The following is a 21601-nucleotide window of genomic DNA, read 5'->3' on the forward strand; positions in this document are numbered from 1 at the left end:
GGTGCGTTCCGGCGTTCTAGTAGACCGGCTTGTGCGGCTCGATCTGGTTGACCCAGCCGAGCACGCCGCCGCCCAGGTGGACGGCGTTGGCGAAGCCGGCCGCCTTGACCACGGCCAGCACCTCGGCCGAGCGCACGCCCGACTTGCAGTGCAGCACGATCTTGCGGTCCTGCGGCAGCTTCTCCAGGGCGTCGCCCATGAGGAACTCGTTCTTCGGGATCAGCACCGCGCCGGGGATGTTGACGATCTCGTACTCGCCGGGCTCGCGGACGTCGATCAGGAAGATGTCCTCCTTGTCGTCCTGCCACTGCTTGAGCTGCGCCGAGGTGACGGTCGAGCCGGCGGCGGCGGCCTGCGCCTCCTCCGACACGACGCCGCAGAAGGCCTCGTAGTCGATCAGCTCGGTGACCGTCGGGTGCTCGGAGCAGACGGCGCAGTCCGGGTCCTTGCGGACCTTCACCTGGCGGTAGTTCATCTCCAGGGCGTCGTAGATCATCAGCCGGCCGACCAGCGGGTCACCCACGCCGGCCAGCAGCTTGATCGCCTCGGTGACCTGGATCGAGCCGATGGACGCGCACAGCACGCCCAGCACGCCGCCCTCGGCGCAGGAGGGGACCATGCCCGCCGGCGGGGCCTCCGGGTAGAGGCAGCGGTAGCAGGGGCCGTGCTCGGCCCAGAACACGCTGGCCTGGCCGTCGAAGCGGTAGATCGAGCCCCACACGTACGGCTTGCCGAGCAGCACCGCGGCGTCGTTCACCAGGTAGCGGGTGGCGAAGTTGTCGGTGCCGTCCACGATCAGGTCGTAGCCGGAGAAGATCTCCATGACGTTGGAGTTGTCGAGGCGCTCCTCGTGGAGGATCACGTCGACGTAGGGGTTGATCTCCTTGACCGAGTCCCGCGCCGACTCCGCCTTGGAGCGGCCCACGTCCGACTGGCCGTGGATGATCTGGCGCTGGAGGTTCGACTCGTCGACCACGTCGAACTCGACGATGCCCAGCGTGCCGACACCGGCCGCGGCCAGGTACATCAGCGCGGGCGAGCCCAGGCCGCCGGCGCCGACGCACAGCACCTTGGCGTTCTTCAGCCGCTTCTGCCCGGCCATGCCCACGTCGGGGATGATCAGGTGGCGGGAGTACCTGCGGACCTCGTCAACGGTGAGCTCGTCGGCCGGCTCGACCAGGGGTGGCAACGACACGGGGACTCCGATGGGTGTCTGGTTCAGGTGGCCTGGGCCAGCCTCATGGTGGTTGCTGCGCCGCCACGCGGGTGGCTCCTAGGCCAACAGTGTCACGCCCCTCCGGTATTCCGAGACAGCTCGTCCGATGGGCGAGACGGCCGGCGTCGGATCGTGGGACCGCCCGCCGGAGCCCGGAAAAGCGCCCCCGGCCTGTGCCGACAGGCCCGGGGCGCTCCCGGTGGCCGCTCAGACCCGGCAGGCCGTCTCCAGCCAGACGTCCCCGAGCGACTCCTCCAGCGGCACCTGTGTCCGCCAGCCGAGACGGTCCCGGGCGGTGCGCACGTCCGCCTGCCGCCACGGCACCGGCTCCCCCGCCGCGACCCGGCCCTCCGGCCGGTGGCCCGGCAGGTGGTGGCCGGGCAGGTGGTCGCCGACCGGGCCGCCGGCCTGCGCGGGCAGCAGGACCTGGCGGTTCTCCTCGACGATCGCCCCCTCGAAGCCGGACGCCCGGACCAGCAGCTGGGCCGCGTCCCGGGCCCGGACGGCGTGCCCGCTGCCGATGTTGACCACCCCGGTGGCGGCCGACACCGCCGCCGCCTGAATCGCCCGCGCGACGTCCCGCACGTCCACGAAATCCCGGTATCCGGACAGGTCCGGCATCCGCACCTGGGTTTCGTCCCGCTCCAGGGCCCGCCGCAGCCCCTCCGCGAGCCGCCCGAACAGCGAGGCGGTCGGCGCCCCCGGGCCCACCACGTCGAACACCCGCAGCACCGCCGCGTCCAGGCCCGACGCCAGCACCAGCTCCGTCCCGGCCAGCTTGGACACCCCGTACGGGCCGACCGGCCGCGGCTCGGCCTGCTCCGACACCGGCACCCCGCCCGGCACCGGGCCGTACTCGGCGGCCGAGCCGACGTGCACCAGCCGGGCCGGCTCCCGGCTGCGCCGGATCGCCTCGCAGACGGTGGCGACGGCCAGCGTGTTCGACCGGATCAGGGTGCGCGAGCTGCCGTAGGTGGCGCCCGCGCAGTTGATCACCACCTGCGGCACGACCGCGTCCAGGAACCGGGCCAGCGCGCCCGGGCTTCCGGTGGTCAGGTCGAAGCGGATGTCGGCCGAGTCGCGCCGGCCGAGCACCGTCACCTGCAACTCCTGGTCCATGAGCAGACGATCGGTGACCCGGCGGCCGATGAAACCGTCGGCGCCCAGCAGCAGCACCCTCATCGGGGGCGTCCTTCCACGAAGCGAGGTCGGGGACGACCTGGCGGACTGAAAATCAAGAGCGGACTGAGTGAGAGCAAAGAGAAGGGGGCGGCACCCGGGGCCGCACCGGCGGGCGGGCTCAGCGGTGCGAACCGGCCCGGCCGAGCACGGCCCAGGCGTACGCCAGCAGCACCGCGGCGACCGCGCCGCCGCCGAGCATCCCGGCCGTCGGCCCGGAACGGCCCAGGGCGAGCAGCCCGAGCGCCACGGCGGGCCCGGCCAGCGCCCCCGCCGCGGCGGCCGCCGTCCGGCCGCAGCGGGCCAGCAGCGCGGGCAGCACCAGCAGCAGGCCCAGCACGCCCTGCGCCGCCCACTGCGTGGCACCGGCCCGTTCGGCCGCCAGGTGCAGCAGGCCCCCGCCGTGGCCCGGCCCGGGGCGCGGCGCGAGGACGGTCAGCACCGCCAGCGCGGCGAAGGTCAGCACCGCGAGCACCGCCAGGTGCAGGGCGACCGCCACCGGGAGCACCGGCCGCATCCGGGACCGGAACTCGGCCAGCGTGGCCGCCGCGCCGAGATGGCCGCGGCCGACCTGCCGGTACCAGCGGGCCGCCCGCTCGGCCGACCCGGCCGACACCGCCCCGGCCAGCACCAGCGCGGCGGTCAGCCGCCGGTCCCCGTCCGCCGCGGCCAGCGGGAGCAGCAGCAGCGCGGCCAGGCCCAGCCCGTGCCCCAGCGCCGCCGGGTGCCACCGGGAGCCGGCCCGCCGCGGCGCCCGCGCCGGACCCAGCCCGTCCGCCGCGCCGCAGGGGCGGGTGTCCGGCGGGCCGGGCTCGGCGGCGGGGTCCGCGGCCAGGGCGGGCACCAGCACCAGCGGGACGGCGGCCGGCAGCAGCACCGGCCAGCGGGCGCCGAGCGCGACCACGGCCGCGCAGGGCAGCGCGGCCAGCGCGGCGGCGGTCAGCGTCGCCCGGGTGGCGGCGGCGCACTCCCGGCCGCGCGGCGGCTCCGGCACGGGTGGGCGGCGGGGCACCCGCGCGTACAGCTCCTCGGCGAGCGAGAACAGGTCGGCGTGCCGGCAGCGCGCGGCGGCCTGCGGGCCGAGCCCGGCCTCCTCCAGTCCGGCGGCGATCTCCAGCGGGTCGACGGCCCGCTCGCACAGCGCCCGGTGCTCGGCCATCACCTCGCGCACCGGGTCCCCCACCGGGCTCCCGGGGCCGCCCGGCGCCGCGCCGCCCGCCATCAGACGGCCTCCGCGAGGGCGCCGGGGCGCTCTTGCGCGCCGGCGTCACCGCCCCCGTCCTCCGGCCGCTCGGACCCGGCCGGCCCGGCGCCGTGGCGTCCTCCGGGGCCGTCCGCCGCGTCCGGGGCACCCTGGCCGCCCGGGCCGTCCGGCGCGCGGCGGCCGTCGGCGAGCCAGTACTCGGCGGGCCGGGCGAACGGGCGCGGCGACTCCCCGGCCGCGCCGCCGGGGAAGGCCGGGTACTGCGAGACCAGCTCCAGGTAGATCTCCCGGAAGGCGCCGATCACCGGCTCCACGGCGAAGCGTTCCTGCGCCCGCAGCCGCCCGGCCAGCCCGAGCCGGGCGCGCCGCTCCTCATCGCGCAGCAGCGCCAGGCAGGCGCCGGCCAGCGCGCGCGGGTCCCCGGCGGGCACCAGCAGCCCGGTCGGCCCGACCACCTCGCGGGCCACCCCGACGTCGGTGGACACCACGGCCCGGCCGCTGAGCATCGCGTCCGCGAGCAGCCTGGGGCTGCGCTGGGACAGCGCGGAGAACACGGCCAGCGTGCCGCCCTCCCAGACCTCGGCGAGCGAGCCGGGCCGCCCGGCGAAGTCCACCGCCGCGGCCAGTCCGAGCCGCTCGGCGAGCGCCGCGCAGTGCGCCCGGTAGCCGGGCTCGGCCTCCTCGCCGTGGATCACCAGCCGGGCCCTCGGCAGGTCGGCGCGCACCCGCGCGAAGGCGTGCAGCATCAGCTCGGTGTCCCGCCCCGGCTCCAGCGCGCCCGCCCACACCAGGGTCGGCACGGCGGGCTCGGGCCCGGCCGCCGGGCGGACCACCGCGGGCGTCCCCTCGTACACCACCCGGGTGCGCGCCGGGTCGGCCCCGCAGCGGCGCTGCCACTGCTGGTCGTGGGCGCTGCCGGGGGTCAGGACGGCCGCCTGCCGGTAGGTCTCCTCGGTGAGCGCCCGGAAGTACGCCAGCAGCAGCGCCCGGACCGGCCACCGGTACGGCGCCTCGCGGTGGCCGAGGTACTGCTCGCGCAGGTGCAGGCCGTGCTCGGTGACCACGAACGGCACCCCGTGCAGGTACCGGGCGACCAGCGCGGGCAGCGCCGCGGGGCCGCCGCCGACCACGTGGCACAGGTCGGCGCCGCCGAGGCCGTCGGGCCCGGTGCCGTACCAGGGCGCGGACAACGGCCGCAGGCACTGCTCCAGCAGGTCCGCCGCGACCAGCACGTCGCGGACCAGCGGCTGCCCGGCCGAGGTCTCCGCGCCCGGCAGCCGCCAGACCCGCTCCAGGGTGCGCCGGGCGTGCGCGGAGGCGAGGAAGGCGGGCAGCGTGCCGTCCTCCCGGGCGAGGACGGCCAGCCGGTACAGCCCGGCCCCGAAGCCGGCCCGCTCCCCCGGCAGCACCAGGGCTCTGACCAGGTCCTCGTACGCCCGGGCGTACTGGCGTCCGCGCAGCGTGCCGGGCACCCGGCCGCCCGGCCGGCGCCCCCACAGCGCCAGCTCGCGCGCCCCGCGCCAGGCGGGCGACAGCCGCTCGGCGGTGCCCTGGCCGCCCTGGCCGGTCAGCAGGTACAGCCCGAACTCGTGCTCCGGCAGGCCCGCGGCCAGCCGGTCGCACCAGCCTCCGGCGCCGCGCCGGGAATGTGGGCCGGCACCCTCGGTGAGCAGGGCGATGCGCACGGGAGACCTCCAGGGCAGAGCGGATCACGGGCGGGCGGATCGACGGATGGCTTGAGCGGCTTGAGTGGCCACCGGGGCGGCCCCGCACGGCGGCGGGGACGGTCCGGGGGCGAGGAGTCCGGTCGGCCGGGTACGACACCGCGACGCTCCCCCGGGGCGGGGCACCACCGAGCGGTGGTGCGGCCGTCCGGCCCGACGGTCCGGCCGCGCCCCTCCCGCGATCCGTTCCCCCGGGCGCACGCCCGTTCCGGCGGGCCGGGCCCGACCCGCCGGGCCCCCTGGGTGCGGCCGCCCTCCGGATTTCCCCGGCGTCCGCGGCCTCCCCCACACCTGTTCGGTCCGACAGCAGAAAGGTAGGACCGGGCCCGGGCAATCCATCGGTCACATGCCTGGTTGCCACCTGAACGAGTGAACGGGCGTGACCTCGCCCCGAACCGGGCCGTTACCGGGCGGCGCCGACGGCCGGGCGCCGGTCGCCGGCCTCCCCGCTCATGGCGGACGATGGGAGTGGCCTTGTTCGCCGCCGCGAGGGGCCCCGGGTCCACGATGCCGGCCCGCGCTCCGCGCTCGGTGACGCCGCCGGTGCGGTGCGTCACGAGGTTCGGATTCCGACGGCCCGGACGGCCGTTCCGGCCCCTGTCACACCCCTGCCGACGCCGAGGTCAGCGCCGTATTGTGGGCTCCTGACAAGGAGGCCGAGGTCCTTTTCTCACTCCCGCCGAACGCGGAAGCGGTTACCGAAAAGTAGAATCGGCCCTCTTGCCAGCCCCGAACAACCGAAGTGAGGAGCGCCGTGACGGCCATCCAGGAGGCGCAGGAGCGCCCGCGCGGTGCCCGCCTGCCGCGAAGCGCCCGCCGTGAACAACTGCTCGGTGCCGCCCAGGAGGTGTTCGTCGCGCAGGGTTACCACGCGGCCGCCATGGACGACATCGCCGACCGCGCCGGGGTCAGCAAGCCGGTGCTGTACCAGCACTTCCCCGGGAAGCTGGAGCTGTACCTGGCGCTGCTGGACAAGCACTGCGACGCCCTGGTCGAGTCGACCCGCGACGCACTGTCGACGACCACCGACAACAAGCTCCGGGTGGCCGCGACGATGGAGGCGTACTTCAACTACGTCTCCAGCGAGTCCGGCGCGTTCCGCCTGGTCTTCGAGTCGGACCTGACCAACGAGCCGGCCGTGCGCGAGCGGGTCGAGCGGGCCTCCGAGGCGAGCGCGACGCTGGTCAGCAAGGTGATCCAGGAGGACACCGACCTGCCCGAGGCGGAGTCCAAGCTGCTCGCCGCCGGGGTCTGCGGCCTGGCCCAGATCACCGCCCGGTACTGGCTGTCGCAGGGCCTGGACATCCCGCGCGACGAGGCGGCGCGACTGGTCGCCAGCCTGGCCTGGCGCGGGCTGAAGGGCTTCCCGATGCACCCCACCTCGGAGGGCGGAGAGGCCCTCTAGCAGGGGTGATCCACCGACCTTCGCCGCCGCGGTGATCCCGTGCTCTATGGTGAAGCCGTACGGCGCGGTCGTCGCGAACGCTTGTCCCAGGCGGTCGGGGTGTCCGCGCGTGGAGGCTGCAACCCCGGAGGGACGGAAGCCGTGGAGGTCAAGATCGGCGTGCAGAACACGCCGCGCGAGATCGTGATCGAGAGCACGCAGAGTGCCGATGAGATCCAGAGCGCGATCGCCAAGGCGCTGGAGGGTTCGGAGAAGCTCTTCGCGCTGACCGACGAGCACGGCCGCCGCGTCATCGTCCCGGCCGAGCGCCTGGCGTACGTGGAGATCGGCGAGCAGGCCGCCCGCAAGGTCGGCTTCGGCACCGCCTGAGGCGTCGTCCGAGCTGCTCACCCGGTGCCCCGCTCCCCCAGGGAGCGGGGCACCGTTGCGTGTACGGCCGGGTCGGCCGGGGTACGGCGACAGTGCGGCCGTCGGCGCCGCGCGCCCGTCCCCGGGAGGCAGTTTTGCTGGTCGAGTCGATCGCCTTCGCCCTCGTCGGCCTGGCCGCGGGCCTGGCCGCACTGCTGGCGCGGCCCGCGTACTTCCGGGCGGCCCGCACCCTGACCCTGGGCACCGCCCTGGCGGCGGCGCTGCTCGGCGGGACGGTGGCGCACTTCTGCCTGGACGGGCGCTACCCGGCGGCGTCGATCGCGGCCGCGGCGCTGGCCTCGGCGGTGCTGACCACGACGCTGGCCCGGCCGGACCTCGCCGCCGGGCGGGCCCCGGCGCACCGGCACCACCCGCACCGGGCCGGTGTCCACCGCACCCGGCGCCACCGGCCGGCCTGACGCCCGGGCCGGGCAGGCCCTAGCTGGCCAGGCCCAGGGCGGCCATCCGCCGGGTGTGCGCCTCGGTGATCCGGTTGAACATCTTGCCGACCTCGACCAGGTCGAAGCCCTGCACCTGGACGCCGCCGACCAGCAGGTTGGACAGCGCGTCCCGCTCGGCGACCACCCGCTGGGCCTGGCTGAGCGCCTCGCCCATCAGCCGCCGGCCCCACAGCGCGAGCCGGCCGCCGGAGCGCGGGTCGGCCTCGATGGCCTGGCGCACCTTGTCCACCGCGAACTGGGCGTGCCCGGTGTCGGACATGACGCCGAGCACCAGGTCGCGGGTGTCGTCGTCGAGCCGGACGGCGACCTCGCGGTAGAAGTCGGTCGCGATGGCGTCGCCGACGTAGGCCTTGACCAGGCCCTCCAGCCAGTCCGAGGGCGCGGTCATCCGGTGGAACAGCTCCAGCGGCTCGACGAACGGGCGCATCGCCTCCTGCGGGTCGGCGCCGATCTCGGCGAGCCGGTCGTGCAGGCGCTGGTAGTGCTGGAACTCGGCGGAGGCCATCCGGGCCAGGGCCGCCTTGTCGGCGAGGTCCGGCGCCAGCTTGGCGTCCTCGGCGAGCCGCTCGAAGGCGCTCAGCTCGCCGTAGGCGAGTGCGCCGAGCAGGTCCAGCACCGCCGCCCGGTAGCCGGGGTCGGCCGAGCACGCGGCCCAGTCCCCGATCGAGCCGGCCGCGGCGTCCTGCGTCTCACCATGGGTCTCCATGACCCGCCACCTTAGTCCCGCCGGCCCGGGGGACCCACCCTGGCCGGCCGTCGGCCGGTCGCCCGGGTGACCGGCCGGAACACCCCTTCCGGCCCGGGTCGGGAGGGGCAATGTCAGACGCGTCACGTGTTCGAGTCGTCGCCTGACTGTATGGTGGTACGGAGCCCCGTCGTGTTCGCACGGTGTCACCGCCGTCTCGGTGTCCCGCGCAAGCCCGCTCCGAAGCGGCACCGTCCATCCGGACGTGTCCGCACCGGAGCCACGGGTACTCACGTACGCGGATGCCCGGTCGGAGAGCCGATCGGCTCCGACCATGGCTTGGACTTCAAGCCTTGGCACCGCATCAGTGGCCGAGCGAGGGCCGCCGAGACCGCGCCCCCTGGCGAAGGTCCCGCGCAGGTCCCTCATGGGAATCCTCCCCGACGCCGCCGGCGACGCGCCCCGCACAGGGCAGCGCGCACCGGCCGGCCGCAGGGACCGGCGCGGTTGTGCGTCCGCTCAGCTGCATCAGGGCCGCCAGGCCCGTACGCAGCCGTGCGGCTGCCCGCCCGCCGCTCGCTCTCGGCCCCTTTCACACGGAAGAGGCAGCACCCTGTCCACCACCGCTGAACCCATCAAGACGACGTTCCGGGATCTGGGAATCCTCCCGGAGACCGCCGAGGCGCTCGAGTCCGTCGGCATCGTCCACCCCTTCCCCATCCAGGAGATGACCCTCCCGGTCGCGCTGACCGGCCACGACGTCATCGGCCAGGCCAAGACCGGCACCGGCAAGACCCTCGGCTTCGGCCTCCCGCTGATCGAGCGGTGCGTCGTGCGCGCCGACGTGGACGCCGGCCGGGCGACCGAGGAGCAGCTCTCCGACGGCCCGCAGGCGCTCATCGTCGTCCCGACGCGTGAGCTCTGCACCCAGGTCACCAACGACCTGCAGACCGCCGGCAAGGTCCGCGACGTGCGCGTCCTGGCCGTCTACGGCGGCCGCGCGTACGAGCCGCAGGTCGAGGCGCTCGCCAAGGGCGTCGACATCGTGGTCGGCACCCCGGGCCGCCTGCTGGACCTGGCCGGGCAGAAGAAGCTGAACCTGTCCAAGGTCCGCTCGCTGGTCCTGGACGAGGCCGACGAGATGCTCGACCTCGGCTTCCTGCCGGACGTCGAGAAGATCATCACCATGCTGCCGGCCAAGCGGCAGACCCTGCTGTTCTCGGCCACCATGCCGGGTCAGGTCATCAGCCTCGCCCGCCGGTACATGAGCCAGCCCACCCACATCCGGGCCGCCGCCCCGGACGACACCGGCACCACCGTCGCCAACATCGAGCAGCACATCTTCCGCGCGCACTCGCTGGACAAGGTCGAGCTCGTCTCGCGCATCCTCCAGGCCGACGGCCGCGGGCTGGCGATGATCTTCTGCCGGACCAAGCGCACCGCCGCCGACGTCGCCGACCAGCTGACCCAGCGCGGCTTCGCGGCCGGCGCCGTCCACGGCGACCTCGGCCAGGGCGCCCGCGAGCAGGCGCTGCGCGCGTTCCGCAACGGCAAGGTCGACGTGCTGGTCTGCACCGACGTCGCCGCCCGCGGCATCGACGTCGAGGGCGTCACGCACGTGGTCAACTACCAGTGCCCCGAGGACGAGAAGACCTACCTGCACCGGATCGGCCGCACCGGCCGGGCCGGCGCCTCGGGCACCGCCGTCACCCTGGTCGACTGGGACGACATCCCGCGCTGGCAGCTGATCAACAAGGCGCTGGAGCTGACCTTCAACGACCCGGAGGAGACCTACTCCACCTCGCCGCACCTGTACGAGCTGCTGAAGATCGCGCCGGGCACCAAGGGTGTGCTGCCGCGTTCGGAGCGGACCCGGGCCGGGCTCGGCGCGGAGGAGGTCGAGGACCTCGGCGAGACCGGCGGGCGCGGTGCGCGCACCGCCCGGGCCAAGGGCCCGCGCAGCGGCTCCGGCCGCACCGGCGCCCCCGAGGCCGCCGTGGCGACCGAGGAGAAGCCGCGCCGCACCCGTGAGCGCCGCCGCACCCGGGGCGGCTCCGCGGTCGCCGAGGGCGAGGCCGGGACCGTCGTCGAGGCCCCCGCGGCCCCGGCCGTCGAGGGCACCGAGGGCGAGGCGGCCCCGCGCCGCCGTCGCCGCCGTTCGCGCGGCGCCGCCGCCGGCGAGGCCGCCGTGGTGGCCGAGGCCGTCGCGGTGACCGAGGCGGCCGTGGCGGCTCCGGTCGCCGAGGCTCCGGCCGCGGTGGCCGTCGTGGCCGCCGCCGAGGCCGTCGTCGAGGCCGTCGTCGCGGAGAAGCCGGCCGCCCGCACCCGGACGCGCGCCGCCCGCAAGCCGAAGGCGGAGGCCGTCGAGGCCCCGGCCGAGGCTCCGGCCGTCGAAGCCGTCGAGGCCGCTGAGGCCGTCGTCGCGAAGAAGCCGGCCACCCGGACGCGCACCCGCAAGCCGAAGGCGGAGGCCGTCGAGGCCGTCGTCGAGGCCCCGGCCACCGAGGCCGCCGTCGCGGAGAAGCCGGCCACCCGGACGCGCACCCGCAAGCCCAAGGCCGAGGCCGCGACCGCCCCGGCGGCTCCGGAGGCTGCGGCCGCCGACGCCGCGACCGAGGTCCCGGCCCCGCGCAAGCGCACCCGGGCCCGCAAGGCCGCCGCCGCGCCGGAGGCCACCCCGGAGAGCTGACGCACCCCGTCCCGGAGGGGGCGGGCCGGGCCCCTCGCGGTCCGGCCCGCCCCCTCCGGCGTTCCGGCGTTCCGGCGTTCCGGCGTTCCGGCGTTCCGGCACAGGCTGGATAGGGTCGGGGGCACCGGCCAGTCGCCTGCAGGAGAGCAGCCCATGAGCACGCCGCCGTTCCTCACCCTTCCCCGCTGCGCCCGCGCGCTGCGGCTGTCCACAAGCCGCGGCGGGTTCGCCGCGCTGCGGGCCGAGCCGGACGGGCCGGTGCGCGGCTCGGCGCTGCTGGTGCCGGGCTTCACCGGCAGCAAGGAGGACTTCATCGCCCTGCTGGAGCCGCTGGCGGCGGCCGGCTACCGGGTGACCGCCGTCGACCAGCGCGGCCAGTACGAGACCGGCGGCCCGGACGACCCGGCCGCGTACGCCGTCGAGGCGCTGGGCGCGGACGTCCGGGCGCTCACCGAGGCCGTGGCCGCCGACGGCGGGCCGCCGCACCTGCTGGGGCACTCCTTCGGCGGCCAGGTGGTCCGGGAGGCAGTGCTGGCCGCGGCCGCGGACGGCCCGTCGCCGTGGCGCTCGCTGACCCTGATGTCCACCGGCCCGGGCGCGATCGACCCGGCCGAGGCGGCCCGTACCCAGCTGCTGCTGGACGTGCTGCCGGTCATGAGCCTGGAGGAGATCTGGCAGGTCATGCGGCAGATGGAGGAGGGCAGCGGGGACCAGAAGCAGCGCCCGGAGCCGGCCGTCGCGGAGTTCCTGCACCGCCGCTGGCTGGCCAACGTACCGCTGTCGCTGAGCGTCACCGGTGGCCATCTGGTCGCCGCGCCGGACCGGGTGGCGGAGCTGGCCGCCGCCACCGCCGGCCTGCCGGTGCTGGTGCTGTCCGGGGTGCGGGACTACGCCTGGCCGGTGCCGGAGCAGACCGGGATGGCGGAGCGCCTGGGGGCCCGCCGGGTGGTCGTCGAGGACGCCGGCCACTCCCCCAACGCCGAACGCCCGGCCGCCACGGCCGAGGCGCTGGCCGCGTTCTGGGCCTGAGCCGCACCGGTCCCGGAGAGTGGTCTGAACCACTTCTCGAAGTTCGACCGTCCTCAACACAGGACAAAAGTCGTTAGTTACGGTAATCTTTGATTCTGTCCGGGAATCATCGCCGGCCTCCGCGTCGGCGCGAATCAGCCGAAACCTGGACTTCACGGTCGGGCAACGACCCGGAAGCATCACCACGTCACCGTGGTTCACGAGGCACCAGGCAAGCAGGGGGAGCCCTTGCCGCAGCAGACCGCCGCACGTACGAACCGAACGATCCGGCCGCACCGCCGGACCCGCAGGACCCCGAAAGGGCTGGTACCCACTCAGCCGCAATCGCCCCGACCGACGGGGCAAGAAGAGGAGACGCCCATGACGAAGACCATGCGCTTCGAGATCGTCCGACTGGACGACGCCAACGGCTCCGCCGCCGACCGCCTGATAGCCGACGCCGAGACCGTCCGCGAGTTCGTCCAGGCCGCCGCCCGCACCGGTGAGCGCCTGCTCATCCGCCCGTGCCCGACCGTCTGACCACGCGCGGCGCCTCCGACCGGGAGCCCTCACCCGCCGCCGACGAGCCGGGAGCGTCCGATCCGGACGTTCCGATACCCGACTGACGCCCTGTCACCGCGATCGCCGATGACAGGGCGTCAGTGCGTCCGGGCCCTGGGCCCGTAGACGTTTGCCGCCGCCCGCCACGGGACATCCCCCAACGGGAACCGCCCGTGCCGCGCCGCCCCACCCGCGCCGAACGGGCCCCGCCACCGACAGGTGCCGCCGAGCCCTCCGTACGGGTGATCGTCCTTGACGCGGCGGTCCGGAGGGAGGAGCGTTGTCGCCTATGAGGGGCGAGCCAAGCTGCCCGAGGTGCGCCGGTCGGGTCCGCGCCCCCGGTCTGTTCTCAGACACCTGGCAGTGCGACCGGCACGGAGCCGTGCACCCGATGCAGCCCGTGCTGCCACCGAGCGTCGAAGCCCTGGGCGTCGCCGTCGCCCGCTCGCAGGTCCCCGTCTGGCTGCCCTGGCCGCTCCCGGTCGGCTGGCTCTACACCGGCATCGCCCACGTCGGCGACGACGTCTCCGGCGCCCGGGCCACCGCCGTCGCCTGCTCCGGACCGGCCCCGCTCGGCGGCTTCGGCGAGCTGGTGCTCGTCGCCGAGGAGCTGGGGGTCGGCCTCGGCGCCCGCTACGCCGGGATGCCCGGGCCCGACCCGGGCGACTCCGTCGGCCTCTACAAGCCCGCCGACGCCAAACTGCTGGCCGCCGGGCGGCCCACCCCGATGTTCCACGTTCCGGACGCCCCGGTCGACCGCGCGGTGTTCGTCGGCGAGGCCCGCGGCCTCTGGCTCTGGGCCGTCGCCTGGCCCGAGCAGTCCGCCCTGGTGATGTACGACGAACTCGTCCTCACCGACCTGCGCGAGGCCGGCGCCGAACTGGACCTGCTCCCCTGCGGGGCCCTCTCCCCCCGCCTGCTGGGATAGGTCCTGTCCGGCCGGGGCCCGGCGCCCTGTCCTATCCTGGGCGGCACCCCGAGCCCTCAGGAGTCCGCCCCGTGCGCATCGACCTGCACGCCCACAGCAACGCCTCCGACGGCACCGACAGCCCGACCGAGCTGGTCGCGGCGGCCGTGGCCGCGGGCCTCGACGTCGTGGCGCTCACCGACCACGACACCGTCGCGGGCCACGCCGAGGCCGCCGAGGCGGTGCGCGCGCTGCCGGACGGCAGCCGGCTGACCGTCGTCCCGGGCGCCGAGCTGTCCTGCGTGGTGGGCGGCGTCAGCATGCACCTGCTGGCGTACCTGTTCGACCCGGACGAGCCGGAGTTCGCGCGCGAGCGGGAGCTGGTGCGCACCGACCGGTTCCGGCGCGGGCGGGCGATCGTCGAGCGCTGCCGCGAACTCGGCGCGGACATCAGCTGGGAGCAGGTGCAGCGGATCGCCGGGACCGGCTCGGTCGGTCGCCCGCACATCGCCAGCGCGCTGGTCGAGGCGGGCGTCGTGGCCACCGTGTCGGACGCCTTCACCGCCGAGTGGCTGGCCAACGGCGCCCGGGCGGACGTGCGCAAGCACGAGACCGACCCGATCGAGGCGGTCCGGCTGGTCCGGGCGGCCGGCGGGGTGCCGGTGTTCGCCCACCCCGGCGCGGTCAAGCGCGGGCGGACCGTCCCGGACCAGGTGATCGCCGACCTCGCGGCGGCCGGGCTGGCGGCGCTGGAGGTCGACCACACCGACCACGACGAGGAGACCAGGGTGCGGCTGCGCGGCCTGGCCGACGAGCTGGGGCTGCTGGTCACCGGCTCCAGCGACTACCACGGCAGCCGCAAGACCGTCCGGCTCGGCGAGCACACCACCGACCCCGCGGTGTACGAGGCGCTGCTGGCGCAGGCCACCGGCGCGAAGCCGATCGGCGGCTGAGGGCCGCGCGCCGGGGTGCGGGGGCGCGGCGGGAGCGCGGGGCCAGGACGGGAGACCCGTGACCTGAGCCCCGGTCAGTCCAGCCGGACGCCGCGGCGGTCCGGGTCGCGCAGGTCGGCGCCCTGCTCCAGCCAGCGCTCCTGGAGCGCGGCCGCGCCGTGCACCCGCTTCCAGCCGGCCTCGTTGGGCGTCATCGGCAGCAGCGGCAGGAAACGGACCGGGTCGGCCGGCTCGTCCAGCTCCAGGTCCGGCACCAGGCCGCCCGGCTCGGCGGCCAGCACCGAGGTGAACGGCGCGCCGTCCCACAGCGGGGCGCCGAGGTCCAGCGAGCCGCCGGGGGCCACCACCAGGCCCTCGACCTGCGGGGTCGCGGCCAGGGTGGCCAGGCTGCGCAGCACGCTGTCGCGCCCGCCGCGGACGGTCAGCACCAGTTCGGCGCGTGGGCCGCGCAGTTGGTCGGCCACCGGTGCGGTCGGGTCGGCCATCGGCGCGGCGGACATGCCGAGCGTCGCGTACCGGACCAGGCCGTCGGCGTCCGGGCCGAAGCGCAGCACCTCGATCCGGTCGGTGCCGAGGAAGGTGACCGCGGCGCGGCCGCTCGGCTCGCCGAAGGTGGTGATCAGCCGGGCCTCGACGGCGGCCAGCACCGCCTCCCGGGAGAGCGCCGGGGAGCTGCCGCCGTGGGGTTCGCCGAAGAGCGGGAAGTCGTGCGCCATGCCGGTGAGCGTAACCCCCGGGGGCGGGCCGGCCGTGTGCGGGCGGCCCGGGCAAAGCCTCGGGAAAGCCCGGGGCGCCGATGGTCGGTCAGATGTTAGGGTGAGCGACTGGCCACCGGGAATCCTCAGGTTCCCGGGGCGGCGGCACGAAGGAGGTGGTTGCGGTGGATACCGGCCGACCATGCAGTACCGGCAGCTCTACCCGGCCCCGACTTCCCCGCACCCCTCGCCACGCAGGCTGAACCGGCTGATCCAGCCGAGGTAGCCCGGGCAGGCCGGGCGCGGACGAACCGGCCGGGAGAGCACCCTCACCCCCCTTCACCGGTGTTCTTCGCCGTCGCACCACGGCCGCCCGCTCCTCCCCCGCCTTCCGGCGGGGGACCCCGACGCCGCTGTGCGGCGGCTCCTGTTCCAGGGAGCCTGCCATGTCGATGATCAACAGCCTGCGCGCCGCCGTCCGCACCAACCGCCGCCGTTCCGCGGTCGGCGCGTACGACACCGTCCCGGCGGGCGCCGGCTCGGCGGTCGTCGACTGCGCGGTGTACCAGCACGGCAAGCGCCACGGCGAGACCTGCAGCCCCCGCGAGGCCGCCCGCCGGATCAAGGCCGCGCACCAACTCCCGGACGGGGACGGCTCGTTCAGCTGGATCGGGCTGCACGAGCCGACCGAGGCCGAGTTCGAGGGCATCGCCCAGCGCTTCGGCCTGCACCCGCTCGCGGTCGAGGACGCGGTGCACGCGCACCAGCGGCCCAAGGTCGAGCGCTACGACGACGTGCTGTTCGCCGTCTTCAAGACCATCCGCTACGTCGAGCACGACCAGCTCACCCCGACCAGCGAGGTGGTGGAGACCGGCGAGTTGATGGTCTTCGCCGGGCGGGACTTCGTGATCACCGTCCGGCACGGCGGCCACGGCTCGCTGCAGGAGCTGCGGCACCGGCTGGAGGCCGACGCGGACGAGTCCGGGCTGCTCGCCAAGGGCCCGTCCGCGGTGCTGCACGCGATCGCCGACCACGTCGTGGACAACTACCTGCTGGTCTCCGAGCGGCTGCAGAACGACGTGGACGAGATCGAGTACGGCGTCTTCTCGGCCAAGGGCGGGCGCAGCGCCGACGTCGGCCGGGTGTACCAACTCAAGCGCGAGGTACTGGAGTTCAAGCGAGCCGTGGTGCCGCTGCTGCGCCCGATGCAGCAGCTGTCCGAACCGCTGCAGCGCCTCGTCGACCCGGACATCCAGAAGTACTTCCGGGACGTCGCCGACCACCTGGCCCGGGTCACCGAGCAGGTGCACGGCTTCGACGAACTGCTGAACTCGCTGCTCCAGGCCAATCTGGCGCAGGTCTCGGTGGCGCAGAACGAGGACATGCGCAAGATCACCGCCTGGGCGGCGATCTTCGCCGTGCCCACCATGATCACCGGCGTGTACGGGATGAACTTCGAGTACATGCCCGAGCTGCACCACAAGTACGGCTATCCGATGGTGCTCACCGCCATCATCCTGATCTGCGTCGGGATGTACCGGGGCTTCCGCCGCAACGGCTGGCTGTAGCCGCCCGCGGCGCCCGCCGGCCGCTACCGCCGGCCGCCACGGGCGACCAGGACCAGGCCCACCAGGATCAGCACCACCGCCGGATACGCCGCCACCGGGGGCCACTGGCCGAGCCAGAGGGCGGCGATCAGGGCCGCGCCCGGGGTCTCCAGCAGGATCGCCGTGGAGGTGATCGACGGGCCGAGGGTGCGCACCACGCGGTTGCTCAGCGAGTGGCCGAGCAGCTGGGCGGCGACCATCAGCAGCACGATCTGCCACCACACCCCGGCCGGCCAGCCGGCCAGCGGCGTCCCGGCGACCAGGCAGATCGCCAGCAGGCCCGCCGCCGTGGTGGCGTAGCAGACCAGCGTGTACGCGGTGGTGCTGACGGTCCTGCGGACCTCAGCGCCCAGCAGCATGTACCCGGCGGCGGCCAGGCCCGCGCCGAGGGCGAGCGCGTCGCCGAGCAGCGCGCGCGGGGAGAGCGAGAGGTCGACGCCGGTCAGCACCAGCACGCCGGCGAAGGCCACGCCCGTGCCGAGCCAGACCATCCGGGGGGCGCGGACGCCGAGCAGGCGCATCAGCAGGATGGTCCACAGCGGGGTGGTGGTGACCAGGGCGGTCGCCGAGGCCACCGAGGTCATCCGCAGGCTGGGCATCCAGAGCGCGAAGTGCACGGCGAGCAGTGCGCCCGCCGCGATCGCGAGCAGCAGCGCCCGCCGGCCGATCCCGCGCAGTTCGGCGCGGTGGCGCAGCAGCGCGTACGGGCCGAGGACGCCGACCGACATGACGTTGCGCCAGAACGCGATCGCCAGCGCGGGCGCGGCGGTGGCGCTGATCAGCGGGCCGGACAGCGAGATGCCGGCGATGGAGACGGCGAGCAGCAGCAGGTCGGCGGTGGGGAGCGGGTGCACCGGCTCGGTGGCGGTGGCGGCTGGTGCGGGGGCGGTCGCGGGCCGGGCGGCGGGCACGGCGCTCCTCTGCTGGTCACGTGGGCTGGGGCGAGGCGGGGACCGGGCTGAACCGGGCCGGGGCCGGGCGTTCCTACGGTAAGGCCCGTGGCAAGCCGATGGAACTGTCGCCCGACGGCTGAGACAACTCGTGGACGGCGGAGGTCGTACGCTGGGCGCCATGGACCGTACGCCCGCCGCCGCGACCGCCGACGACTTCCTCGACCAGGCCCTGCTGGAGGAGGCCGCGAAGAAGTCCGGCCTCCTCTGGGTCCGCGCGGACGGCCAGGAGCAGGCCCGCCCGCTCTGGCACGCCTGGCACGACGGCGCCGTGGTGGTGGTCGGCGAGGGCGGCGAGCAGCCGCTGCACGGCCTGACCGCCGGATCCGGCGCGGTGGTGACCGTCCGCAGCAAGGACAAGGGCGGCCGGCTGACCGGCTGGAGCGCCCGGGTCTCGGAGCTGGCCCCCGGCGGCGAGGCCTGGCTGGGCGCCGTCGAGGAGCTCAAGGGCAAGCGGCTGAACGCGCCCGACACCGACACCATCACCGACCGCTGGGCCCGCGAGTGCCGGGTGCTGCGCCTGGAGCCCGCCGGTGCGCTGACCGAGCGTCCGGGCGCGATGCCGGACGTCTCGCACGCCGCCCAGCCGATGCCCACCGCGGCCACCACCCGCCGCCCCGTCCCGGCCGGCCTGCCCAAACTGCTGTTCAAGCGCCGCTAAAGATTCACGCCCGGGACTCCTCGGCTGTGTACCGTGCCTCGTCGGGCCGGGCTCGCGACACGCGGGTAGCCTTGCCCGCAGGTGCGCCCCGGCGTACCCGGCACGGCATCGAACGAGTCGAGGGAGTTCATGGCAGGGCCAGGCACCCGGGTCTTCATCTCCCACCTCTCCGCCCTCGCCGTCTTCGACCCGAACGGCGACCAGGTCGGCCGGGTCCGTGACGTCGTCGTCTCGCTGCGGCTGAGCGGCCGCCCGCCGCGGGTCCTGGGCCTGGTGGTCGAGGTGGTCGGCCGGCGCCGGATCTTCCTGCCGATGACCCGGGTGACCAGCCTGGAGTCCGGCCAGGTGCTCGCCACCGGCGTGATCAACCTGCGGCGCTTCGAGCAGCGCCCGTCCGAGACCCTGGTGCTCGCCGAACTGCTGGACCGCACCGTCACCTGGTCCAAGACCGGTGAGAACGTCACCGTGCTGGACGTCGGGATGGTGCAGACCCGGATGCGCGAGTGGGAGATCAGCAAGGTCTTCGTCCAGATCGGCCGGGCCGGCCGGCTGCGCAAGGGCAAGGGCGAACGGCTCACCCTGGACTGGCAGGACGTCACCGGCTTCACGCTGCCCGAGCAGGACCAGGGCGCCGCCAACCTGCTCGCCACCTTCGACCAGCTGCGCGCCGCCGACCTCGCCAGCGTCATGCACCACCTGTCCGCCAAGCGCCGTGCCGAGGTGGCCGCCGCGCTCGACGACGAGCGGCTCGCCGACGTCCTGGAGGAGCTGCCCGAGGACGACCAGGTCGAGATCATCGGCAAGCTCAAGGACGAACGCGCCGCCGACGTCCTGGAGGCGATGGACCCGGACGACGCCGCCGACCTGCTCTCCGAACTGCCCGCCGACGAGGCCGAGCGGCTGCTCCAGCTGATGGAGCCGGACGAGGCCGAGCCCGTCCGCCGCCTGCTGTCGTACGAGGAGAACACCGCCGGCGGTCTGATGACCACCGAGCCGGTCGTGCTGGAGCCGGACGCGACCGTGGCCGAGGCACTCGCCCGCATCCGGGTCTCCGACCACAAGCCCGCGCTCGCCGCGCAGGTGTACGTCTGCCGGCCGCCGAACGAGACCCCGACCGGCAAGTACCTGGGCACCGTGCACTTCCAGCGGCTGCTGCGCGAGCCGCCGTACGTGCTGGTCGGCTCGCTGGTCGACGACGACCTGGACCCGCTGCCGCCGGACACCCCGCTGTCACTGATCACCAGCTACCTGGCGACCTACAACCTGGTGTCCGCGCCGGTCGTCGACGAGGCCGACCACCTGCTCGGCGCGGTGACCGTCGACGACGTGCTCGACCACCTGCTGCCGGAGGACTGGCGCGAGTCCGTCCTGCACGGCCACGACGACACGGACGGCACGAGGGAAGAGGTGCACGGTGGACGCTGACCGCAAGGGGCGGCGGGACGAGTCCCCCCGCCAACGCCTCCAGAGCGAACTGCGGGAACTGCGCCAGCTGCGCGAACTGCGCGGCCGGGAGGGCGGCCGGGAGCGGCGCGCCGAGATCTCCGTGGCCGGCCCGGCCCGCACCCGGCTCGACCAGCCCCGCACCGCCCGGCCCGGGCTGATCTCGCTGCCCGCCTACGACCCGGAGGCGTTCGGCAAGCTCTCCGAACGGATCGCGCGCTTCCTGGGCACCGGCCGCTTCATCGTCTGGATGACGGTGGTGATCATCATCTGGGTGGCCTGGAACACCCTGCTGCCGGAGAACGTGCGCTTCGACAGCTACCCCTTCATCTTCCTCACCCTGGTGCTGTCGCTCCAGGCCTCCTACGCGGCCCCGCTGATCCTGCTCGCGCAGAACCGCCAGGACAACCGGGACCGGGTCAACATGGAGCAGGACCGGGCCCGCAGCGACCGCAACATCGCGGACACCGAGTACCTGACCCGCGAGGTCGCGGCACTGCGGCACGGGCTCGGCGAGGTCGCCACCCGGGACTTCATCCGCTCCGAACTCCAGTCCCTGCTCAAGGAGATCGAGGAGCGCCGGGAGCCCTCCGAGACGCTGTGACCGGCGGCACGCCACCGTCGGGTTAGGGGATCCCCCGAGCGCCGTACCATCAAGGCATGGCCAACGAGACAGAGGTCGCGGCCGGCGTCACGGAGGAGTCCGTACGCCAGGCGCTGGCGACCGTCAACGACCCGGAGATCAACCGCCCGATCACCGAGATCGGCATGGTGAAATCGGTCGAGATCGCCGAGGGCGGCGTGGTGCGCGTCGCGGTCTACCTGACCGTCTCCGGCTGCCCGATGCGCGACACCATCGTCACCCGGGTCCGCGAAGCGGTCGGCCGCGTGCCCGGTGTGACCGGCGTCGAGGTCGAGCTCGACGTGATGAGCGACGAGCAGCGCAAGGAACTCTCCCAGCTGCTGCGCGGCGGCGCCCCCGAGCGGGAGATCCCGTTCGCCAAGCCGGGCACGCTGACCCGGGTCTACGCCGTCGCCTCCGGCAAGGGCGGCGTCGGCAAGTCCTCGGTCACGGTCAACCTGGCCGCCGCGATGGCCGCCGACGGCCTGAAGGTCGCCGTCGTGGACGCCGACATCTACGGCCACAGCGTGCCCCGCATGCTCGGCGTCGAGGGCCGGCCCACCCAGGTCCAGGACATGATCATGCCGCCGCAGTCGCACGGCGTGAAGGTCATCTCGATCGGCATGTTCACCCCGGGCAACGCCCCGGTGGTCTGGCGCGGCCCGATGCTGCACCGCGCGCTCCAGCAGTTCCTCGCCGACGTCTACTGGGGCGACCTGGACGTCCTGCTGCTGGACCTGCCGCCCGGCACCGGCGACATCGCGATCTCGGTGGCCCAGCTGGTCCCCAACGCGGAGATCCTGATCGTCACCACCCCGCAGATGGCCGCCGCCGAGGTGGCCGAGCGGGCCGGCACCATCGCGGTGCAGACCCACCAGAAGATCGTCGGCGTGATCGAGAACATGTCCGGCATGCCGTGCCCGCACTGCGACGAGATGATCGACGTCTTCGGCACCGGCGGCGGCCAGACCGTCGCGGACGCGCTCACCCGCACCGTCGGCGCGACCGTCCCGGTGCTCGGCTCGATCCCGATCGACGTGCGCCTGCGCGAGGGCGGCGACGACGGCCGCCCGGTCGTGCTCGCCGCCCCCGACTCCCCGGCCGGCGTCGCCCTGCGCGCCGTCGCCGGCAAGCTCGGCGGCCGCCAGCGCGGCCTCTCCGGGCTCTCCCTCGGGCTGACCCCGAAGAACAAGTTCTGATGACGCGTCGCCGAAGGGGCCGGG

Annotated in this window: 20 protein-coding genes; 13 read left to right on the forward strand and 7 right to left on the reverse strand. The window is 74.8% G+C overall.

Annotated features, from left to right (window positions below):
- Positions 1 to 16 precede the first annotated feature (16 nt).
- The 4 genes from moeZ to OG556_RS13240 form a co-directional block, all read right to left on the reverse strand.
- Complete coding sequence (gene moeZ, locus OG556_RS13225) at positions 17 to 1195, reverse strand: adenylyltransferase/sulfurtransferase MoeZ (protein ID WP_363372596.1); 1179 nt, start codon at positions 1193 to 1195, stop codon at positions 17 to 19.
- Between the two features lie 228 nt (positions 1196 to 1423).
- Positions 1424 to 2398: an NAD-dependent epimerase/dehydratase family protein gene (locus tag OG556_RS13230; RefSeq protein ID WP_363586737.1), complete on the reverse strand. Its 975-nt coding sequence runs from the start codon at positions 2396 to 2398 to the stop codon at positions 1424 to 1426.
- A gap of 118 nt (positions 2399 to 2516) precedes the next feature.
- A complete protein-coding gene (locus OG556_RS13235; protein WP_371517225.1) occupies positions 2517 to 3617 on the reverse strand; it encodes a hypothetical protein in 1101 nt (366 codons plus the stop codon).
- The gene (locus tag OG556_RS13240; RefSeq protein WP_371517226.1) at positions 3617 to 5284 is read right to left on the reverse strand and encodes a DUF3492 domain-containing protein; all 1668 of its coding nucleotides are present in this window, start codon (positions 5282 to 5284) and stop codon (positions 3617 to 3619) included. The genes OG556_RS13235 and OG556_RS13240 overlap by 1 nt, the downstream gene beginning before the upstream one ends.
- A gap of 793 nt (positions 5285 to 6077) precedes the next feature.
- On the opposite strand from OG556_RS13240, the gene OG556_RS13245 reads away from it, so the two are divergent.
- From OG556_RS13245 to OG556_RS13255, 3 genes are all read left to right on the forward strand, one after another.
- Positions 6078 to 6728, forward strand: a complete 651-nt coding sequence (locus tag OG556_RS13245; protein ID WP_363586740.1) for a TetR/AcrR family transcriptional regulator — start codon at positions 6078 to 6080, stop codon at positions 6726 to 6728.
- A gap of 141 nt (positions 6729 to 6869) precedes the next feature.
- Positions 6870 to 7097, forward strand: a complete 228-nt coding sequence (locus OG556_RS13250) for a DUF3107 domain-containing protein (protein WP_063347919.1) — start codon at positions 6870 to 6872, stop codon at positions 7095 to 7097.
- Positions 7098 to 7231: 134 nt separating this feature from the next.
- Positions 7232 to 7555 (forward strand): hypothetical protein, encoded by a 324-nt coding sequence (locus OG556_RS13255; RefSeq protein WP_363586741.1) that lies wholly within the window; start codon positions 7232 to 7234, stop codon positions 7553 to 7555.
- A gap of 19 nt (positions 7556 to 7574) precedes the next feature.
- On the opposite strand, the gene OG556_RS13260 is transcribed toward OG556_RS13255, so the two are convergent.
- The gene (locus tag OG556_RS13260) at positions 7575 to 8303 is read right to left on the reverse strand and encodes a ferritin-like fold-containing protein (protein ID WP_063347921.1); all 729 of its coding nucleotides are present in this window, start codon (positions 8301 to 8303) and stop codon (positions 7575 to 7577) included.
- A 706-nt stretch (positions 8304 to 9009) separates the two neighbouring features.
- Here OG556_RS13260 and OG556_RS13265 point away from each other — a divergent pair.
- The 5 genes from OG556_RS13265 (at position 9010) to OG556_RS13285 (ending at position 14400) form a co-directional block, all read left to right on the forward strand.
- On the forward strand, positions 9010 to 10971 hold the full coding sequence (locus OG556_RS13265; protein ID WP_371517227.1) for a DEAD/DEAH box helicase: 1962 nt from the start codon (positions 9010 to 9012) through the stop codon (positions 10969 to 10971).
- Positions 10972 to 11124: 153 nt separating this feature from the next.
- A complete protein-coding gene (locus tag OG556_RS13270; protein WP_363629529.1) occupies positions 11125 to 12000 on the forward strand; it encodes an alpha/beta fold hydrolase in 876 nt (291 codons plus the stop codon).
- A 360-nt stretch (positions 12001 to 12360) separates the two neighbouring features.
- Entirely contained in the window at positions 12361 to 12519 is a 159-nt protein-coding gene (locus tag OG556_RS13275; protein WP_159398440.1) for a hypothetical protein, read from the forward strand.
- A gap of 310 nt (positions 12520 to 12829) precedes the next feature.
- On the forward strand, positions 12830 to 13468 hold the full coding sequence (locus tag OG556_RS13280) for a DUF6758 family protein (protein WP_363586743.1): 639 nt from the start codon (positions 12830 to 12832) through the stop codon (positions 13466 to 13468).
- 71 nt (positions 13469 to 13539) lie between these two features.
- Complete coding sequence (locus OG556_RS13285) at positions 13540 to 14400, forward strand: PHP domain-containing protein (protein ID WP_363586744.1); 861 nt, start codon at positions 13540 to 13542, stop codon at positions 14398 to 14400.
- Between the two features lie 74 nt (positions 14401 to 14474).
- Here the strand turns inward: OG556_RS13285 and OG556_RS13290 are convergent, their stop codons facing one another.
- Complete coding sequence (locus OG556_RS13290; RefSeq protein ID WP_363586745.1) at positions 14475 to 15116, reverse strand: suppressor of fused domain protein; 642 nt, start codon at positions 15114 to 15116, stop codon at positions 14475 to 14477.
- Positions 15117 to 15541: 425 nt separating this feature from the next.
- Here OG556_RS13290 and corA point away from each other — a divergent pair, with 425 nt between their 5' ends.
- Entirely contained in the window at positions 15542 to 16663 is a 1122-nt protein-coding gene (gene corA, locus OG556_RS13295) for a magnesium/cobalt transporter CorA (protein ID WP_371517228.1), read from the forward strand.
- A 23-nt stretch (positions 16664 to 16686) separates the two neighbouring features.
- Here corA and OG556_RS13300 read toward each other — a convergent pair whose 3' ends face one another.
- Positions 16687 to 17613, reverse strand: a complete 927-nt coding sequence (locus OG556_RS13300; RefSeq protein ID WP_371517229.1) for a DMT family transporter — start codon at positions 17611 to 17613, stop codon at positions 16687 to 16689.
- A 160-nt stretch (positions 17614 to 17773) separates the two neighbouring features.
- Here OG556_RS13300 and OG556_RS13305 point away from each other — a divergent pair, with 160 nt between their 5' ends.
- The 4 genes from OG556_RS13305 to OG556_RS13320 all read left to right on the forward strand — a co-directional run bounded on the left by OG556_RS13305 (position 17774) and on the right by OG556_RS13320 (position 21577).
- Complete coding sequence (locus OG556_RS13305; protein ID WP_363629533.1) at positions 17774 to 18313, forward strand: hypothetical protein; 540 nt, start codon at positions 17774 to 17776, stop codon at positions 18311 to 18313.
- A 129-nt stretch (positions 18314 to 18442) separates the two neighbouring features.
- A complete protein-coding gene (locus OG556_RS13310) occupies positions 18443 to 19738 on the forward strand; it encodes a magnesium transporter MgtE N-terminal domain-containing protein (protein WP_363586748.1) in 1296 nt (431 codons plus the stop codon).
- A 49-nt stretch (positions 19739 to 19787) separates the two neighbouring features.
- Positions 19788 to 20360 (forward strand): DUF1003 domain-containing protein, encoded by a 573-nt coding sequence (locus tag OG556_RS13315; RefSeq protein WP_371522685.1) that lies wholly within the window; start codon positions 19788 to 19790, stop codon positions 20358 to 20360.
- 56 nt (positions 20361 to 20416) lie between these two features.
- Entirely contained in the window at positions 20417 to 21577 is a 1161-nt protein-coding gene (locus OG556_RS13320; RefSeq protein WP_363586749.1) for an Mrp/NBP35 family ATP-binding protein, read from the forward strand.
- Positions 21578 to 21601 lie beyond the last annotated feature (24 nt).

It is taken from the genome of Kitasatospora sp. NBC_01300 (assembly GCF_041435235.1).
Lineage (GTDB): Bacteria > Actinomycetota > Actinomycetes > Streptomycetales > Streptomycetaceae > Kitasatospora.

Coding starts and splice junctions, on each gene's coding strand:
- OG556_RS13230 (WP_363586737.1), bottom strand. CDS start 2,398: ATGAGGGTGCTGCTGCTGGGCGCCGACGGTTTCATCGGCCGCCGGGTC.
- OG556_RS13235 (WP_371517225.1), bottom strand. CDS start 3,617: ATGGCGGGCGGCGCGGCGCCGGGCGGCCCCGGGAGCCCGGTGGGGGAC.
- OG556_RS13260 (WP_063347921.1), bottom strand. CDS start 8,303: ATGGAGACCCATGGTGAGACGCAGGACGCCGCGGCCGGCTCGATCGGG.
- OG556_RS13265 (WP_371517227.1), top strand. CDS start 9,010: ATGACCCTCCCGGTCGCGCTGACCGGCCACGACGTCATCGGCCAGGCC.
- OG556_RS13270 (WP_363629529.1), top strand. CDS start 11,125: ATGAGCACGCCGCCGTTCCTCACCCTTCCCCGCTGCGCCCGCGCGCTG.
- OG556_RS13275 (WP_159398440.1), top strand. CDS start 12,361: ATGACGAAGACCATGCGCTTCGAGATCGTCCGACTGGACGACGCCAAC.
- OG556_RS13280 (WP_363586743.1), top strand. CDS start 12,830: ATGAGGGGCGAGCCAAGCTGCCCGAGGTGCGCCGGTCGGGTCCGCGCC.
- OG556_RS13290 (WP_363586745.1), bottom strand. CDS start 15,116: ATGGCGCACGACTTCCCGCTCTTCGGCGAACCCCACGGCGGCAGCTCC.
- corA (WP_371517228.1), top strand. CDS start 15,542: ATGTCGATGATCAACAGCCTGCGCGCCGCCGTCCGCACCAACCGCCGC.
- OG556_RS13305 (WP_363629533.1), top strand. CDS start 17,774: ATGGACCGTACGCCCGCCGCCGCGACCGCCGACGACTTCCTCGACCAG.
- OG556_RS13310 (WP_363586748.1), top strand. CDS start 18,443: ATGGCAGGGCCAGGCACCCGGGTCTTCATCTCCCACCTCTCCGCCCTC.
- OG556_RS13320 (WP_363586749.1), top strand. CDS start 20,417: ATGGCCAACGAGACAGAGGTCGCGGCCGGCGTCACGGAGGAGTCCGTA.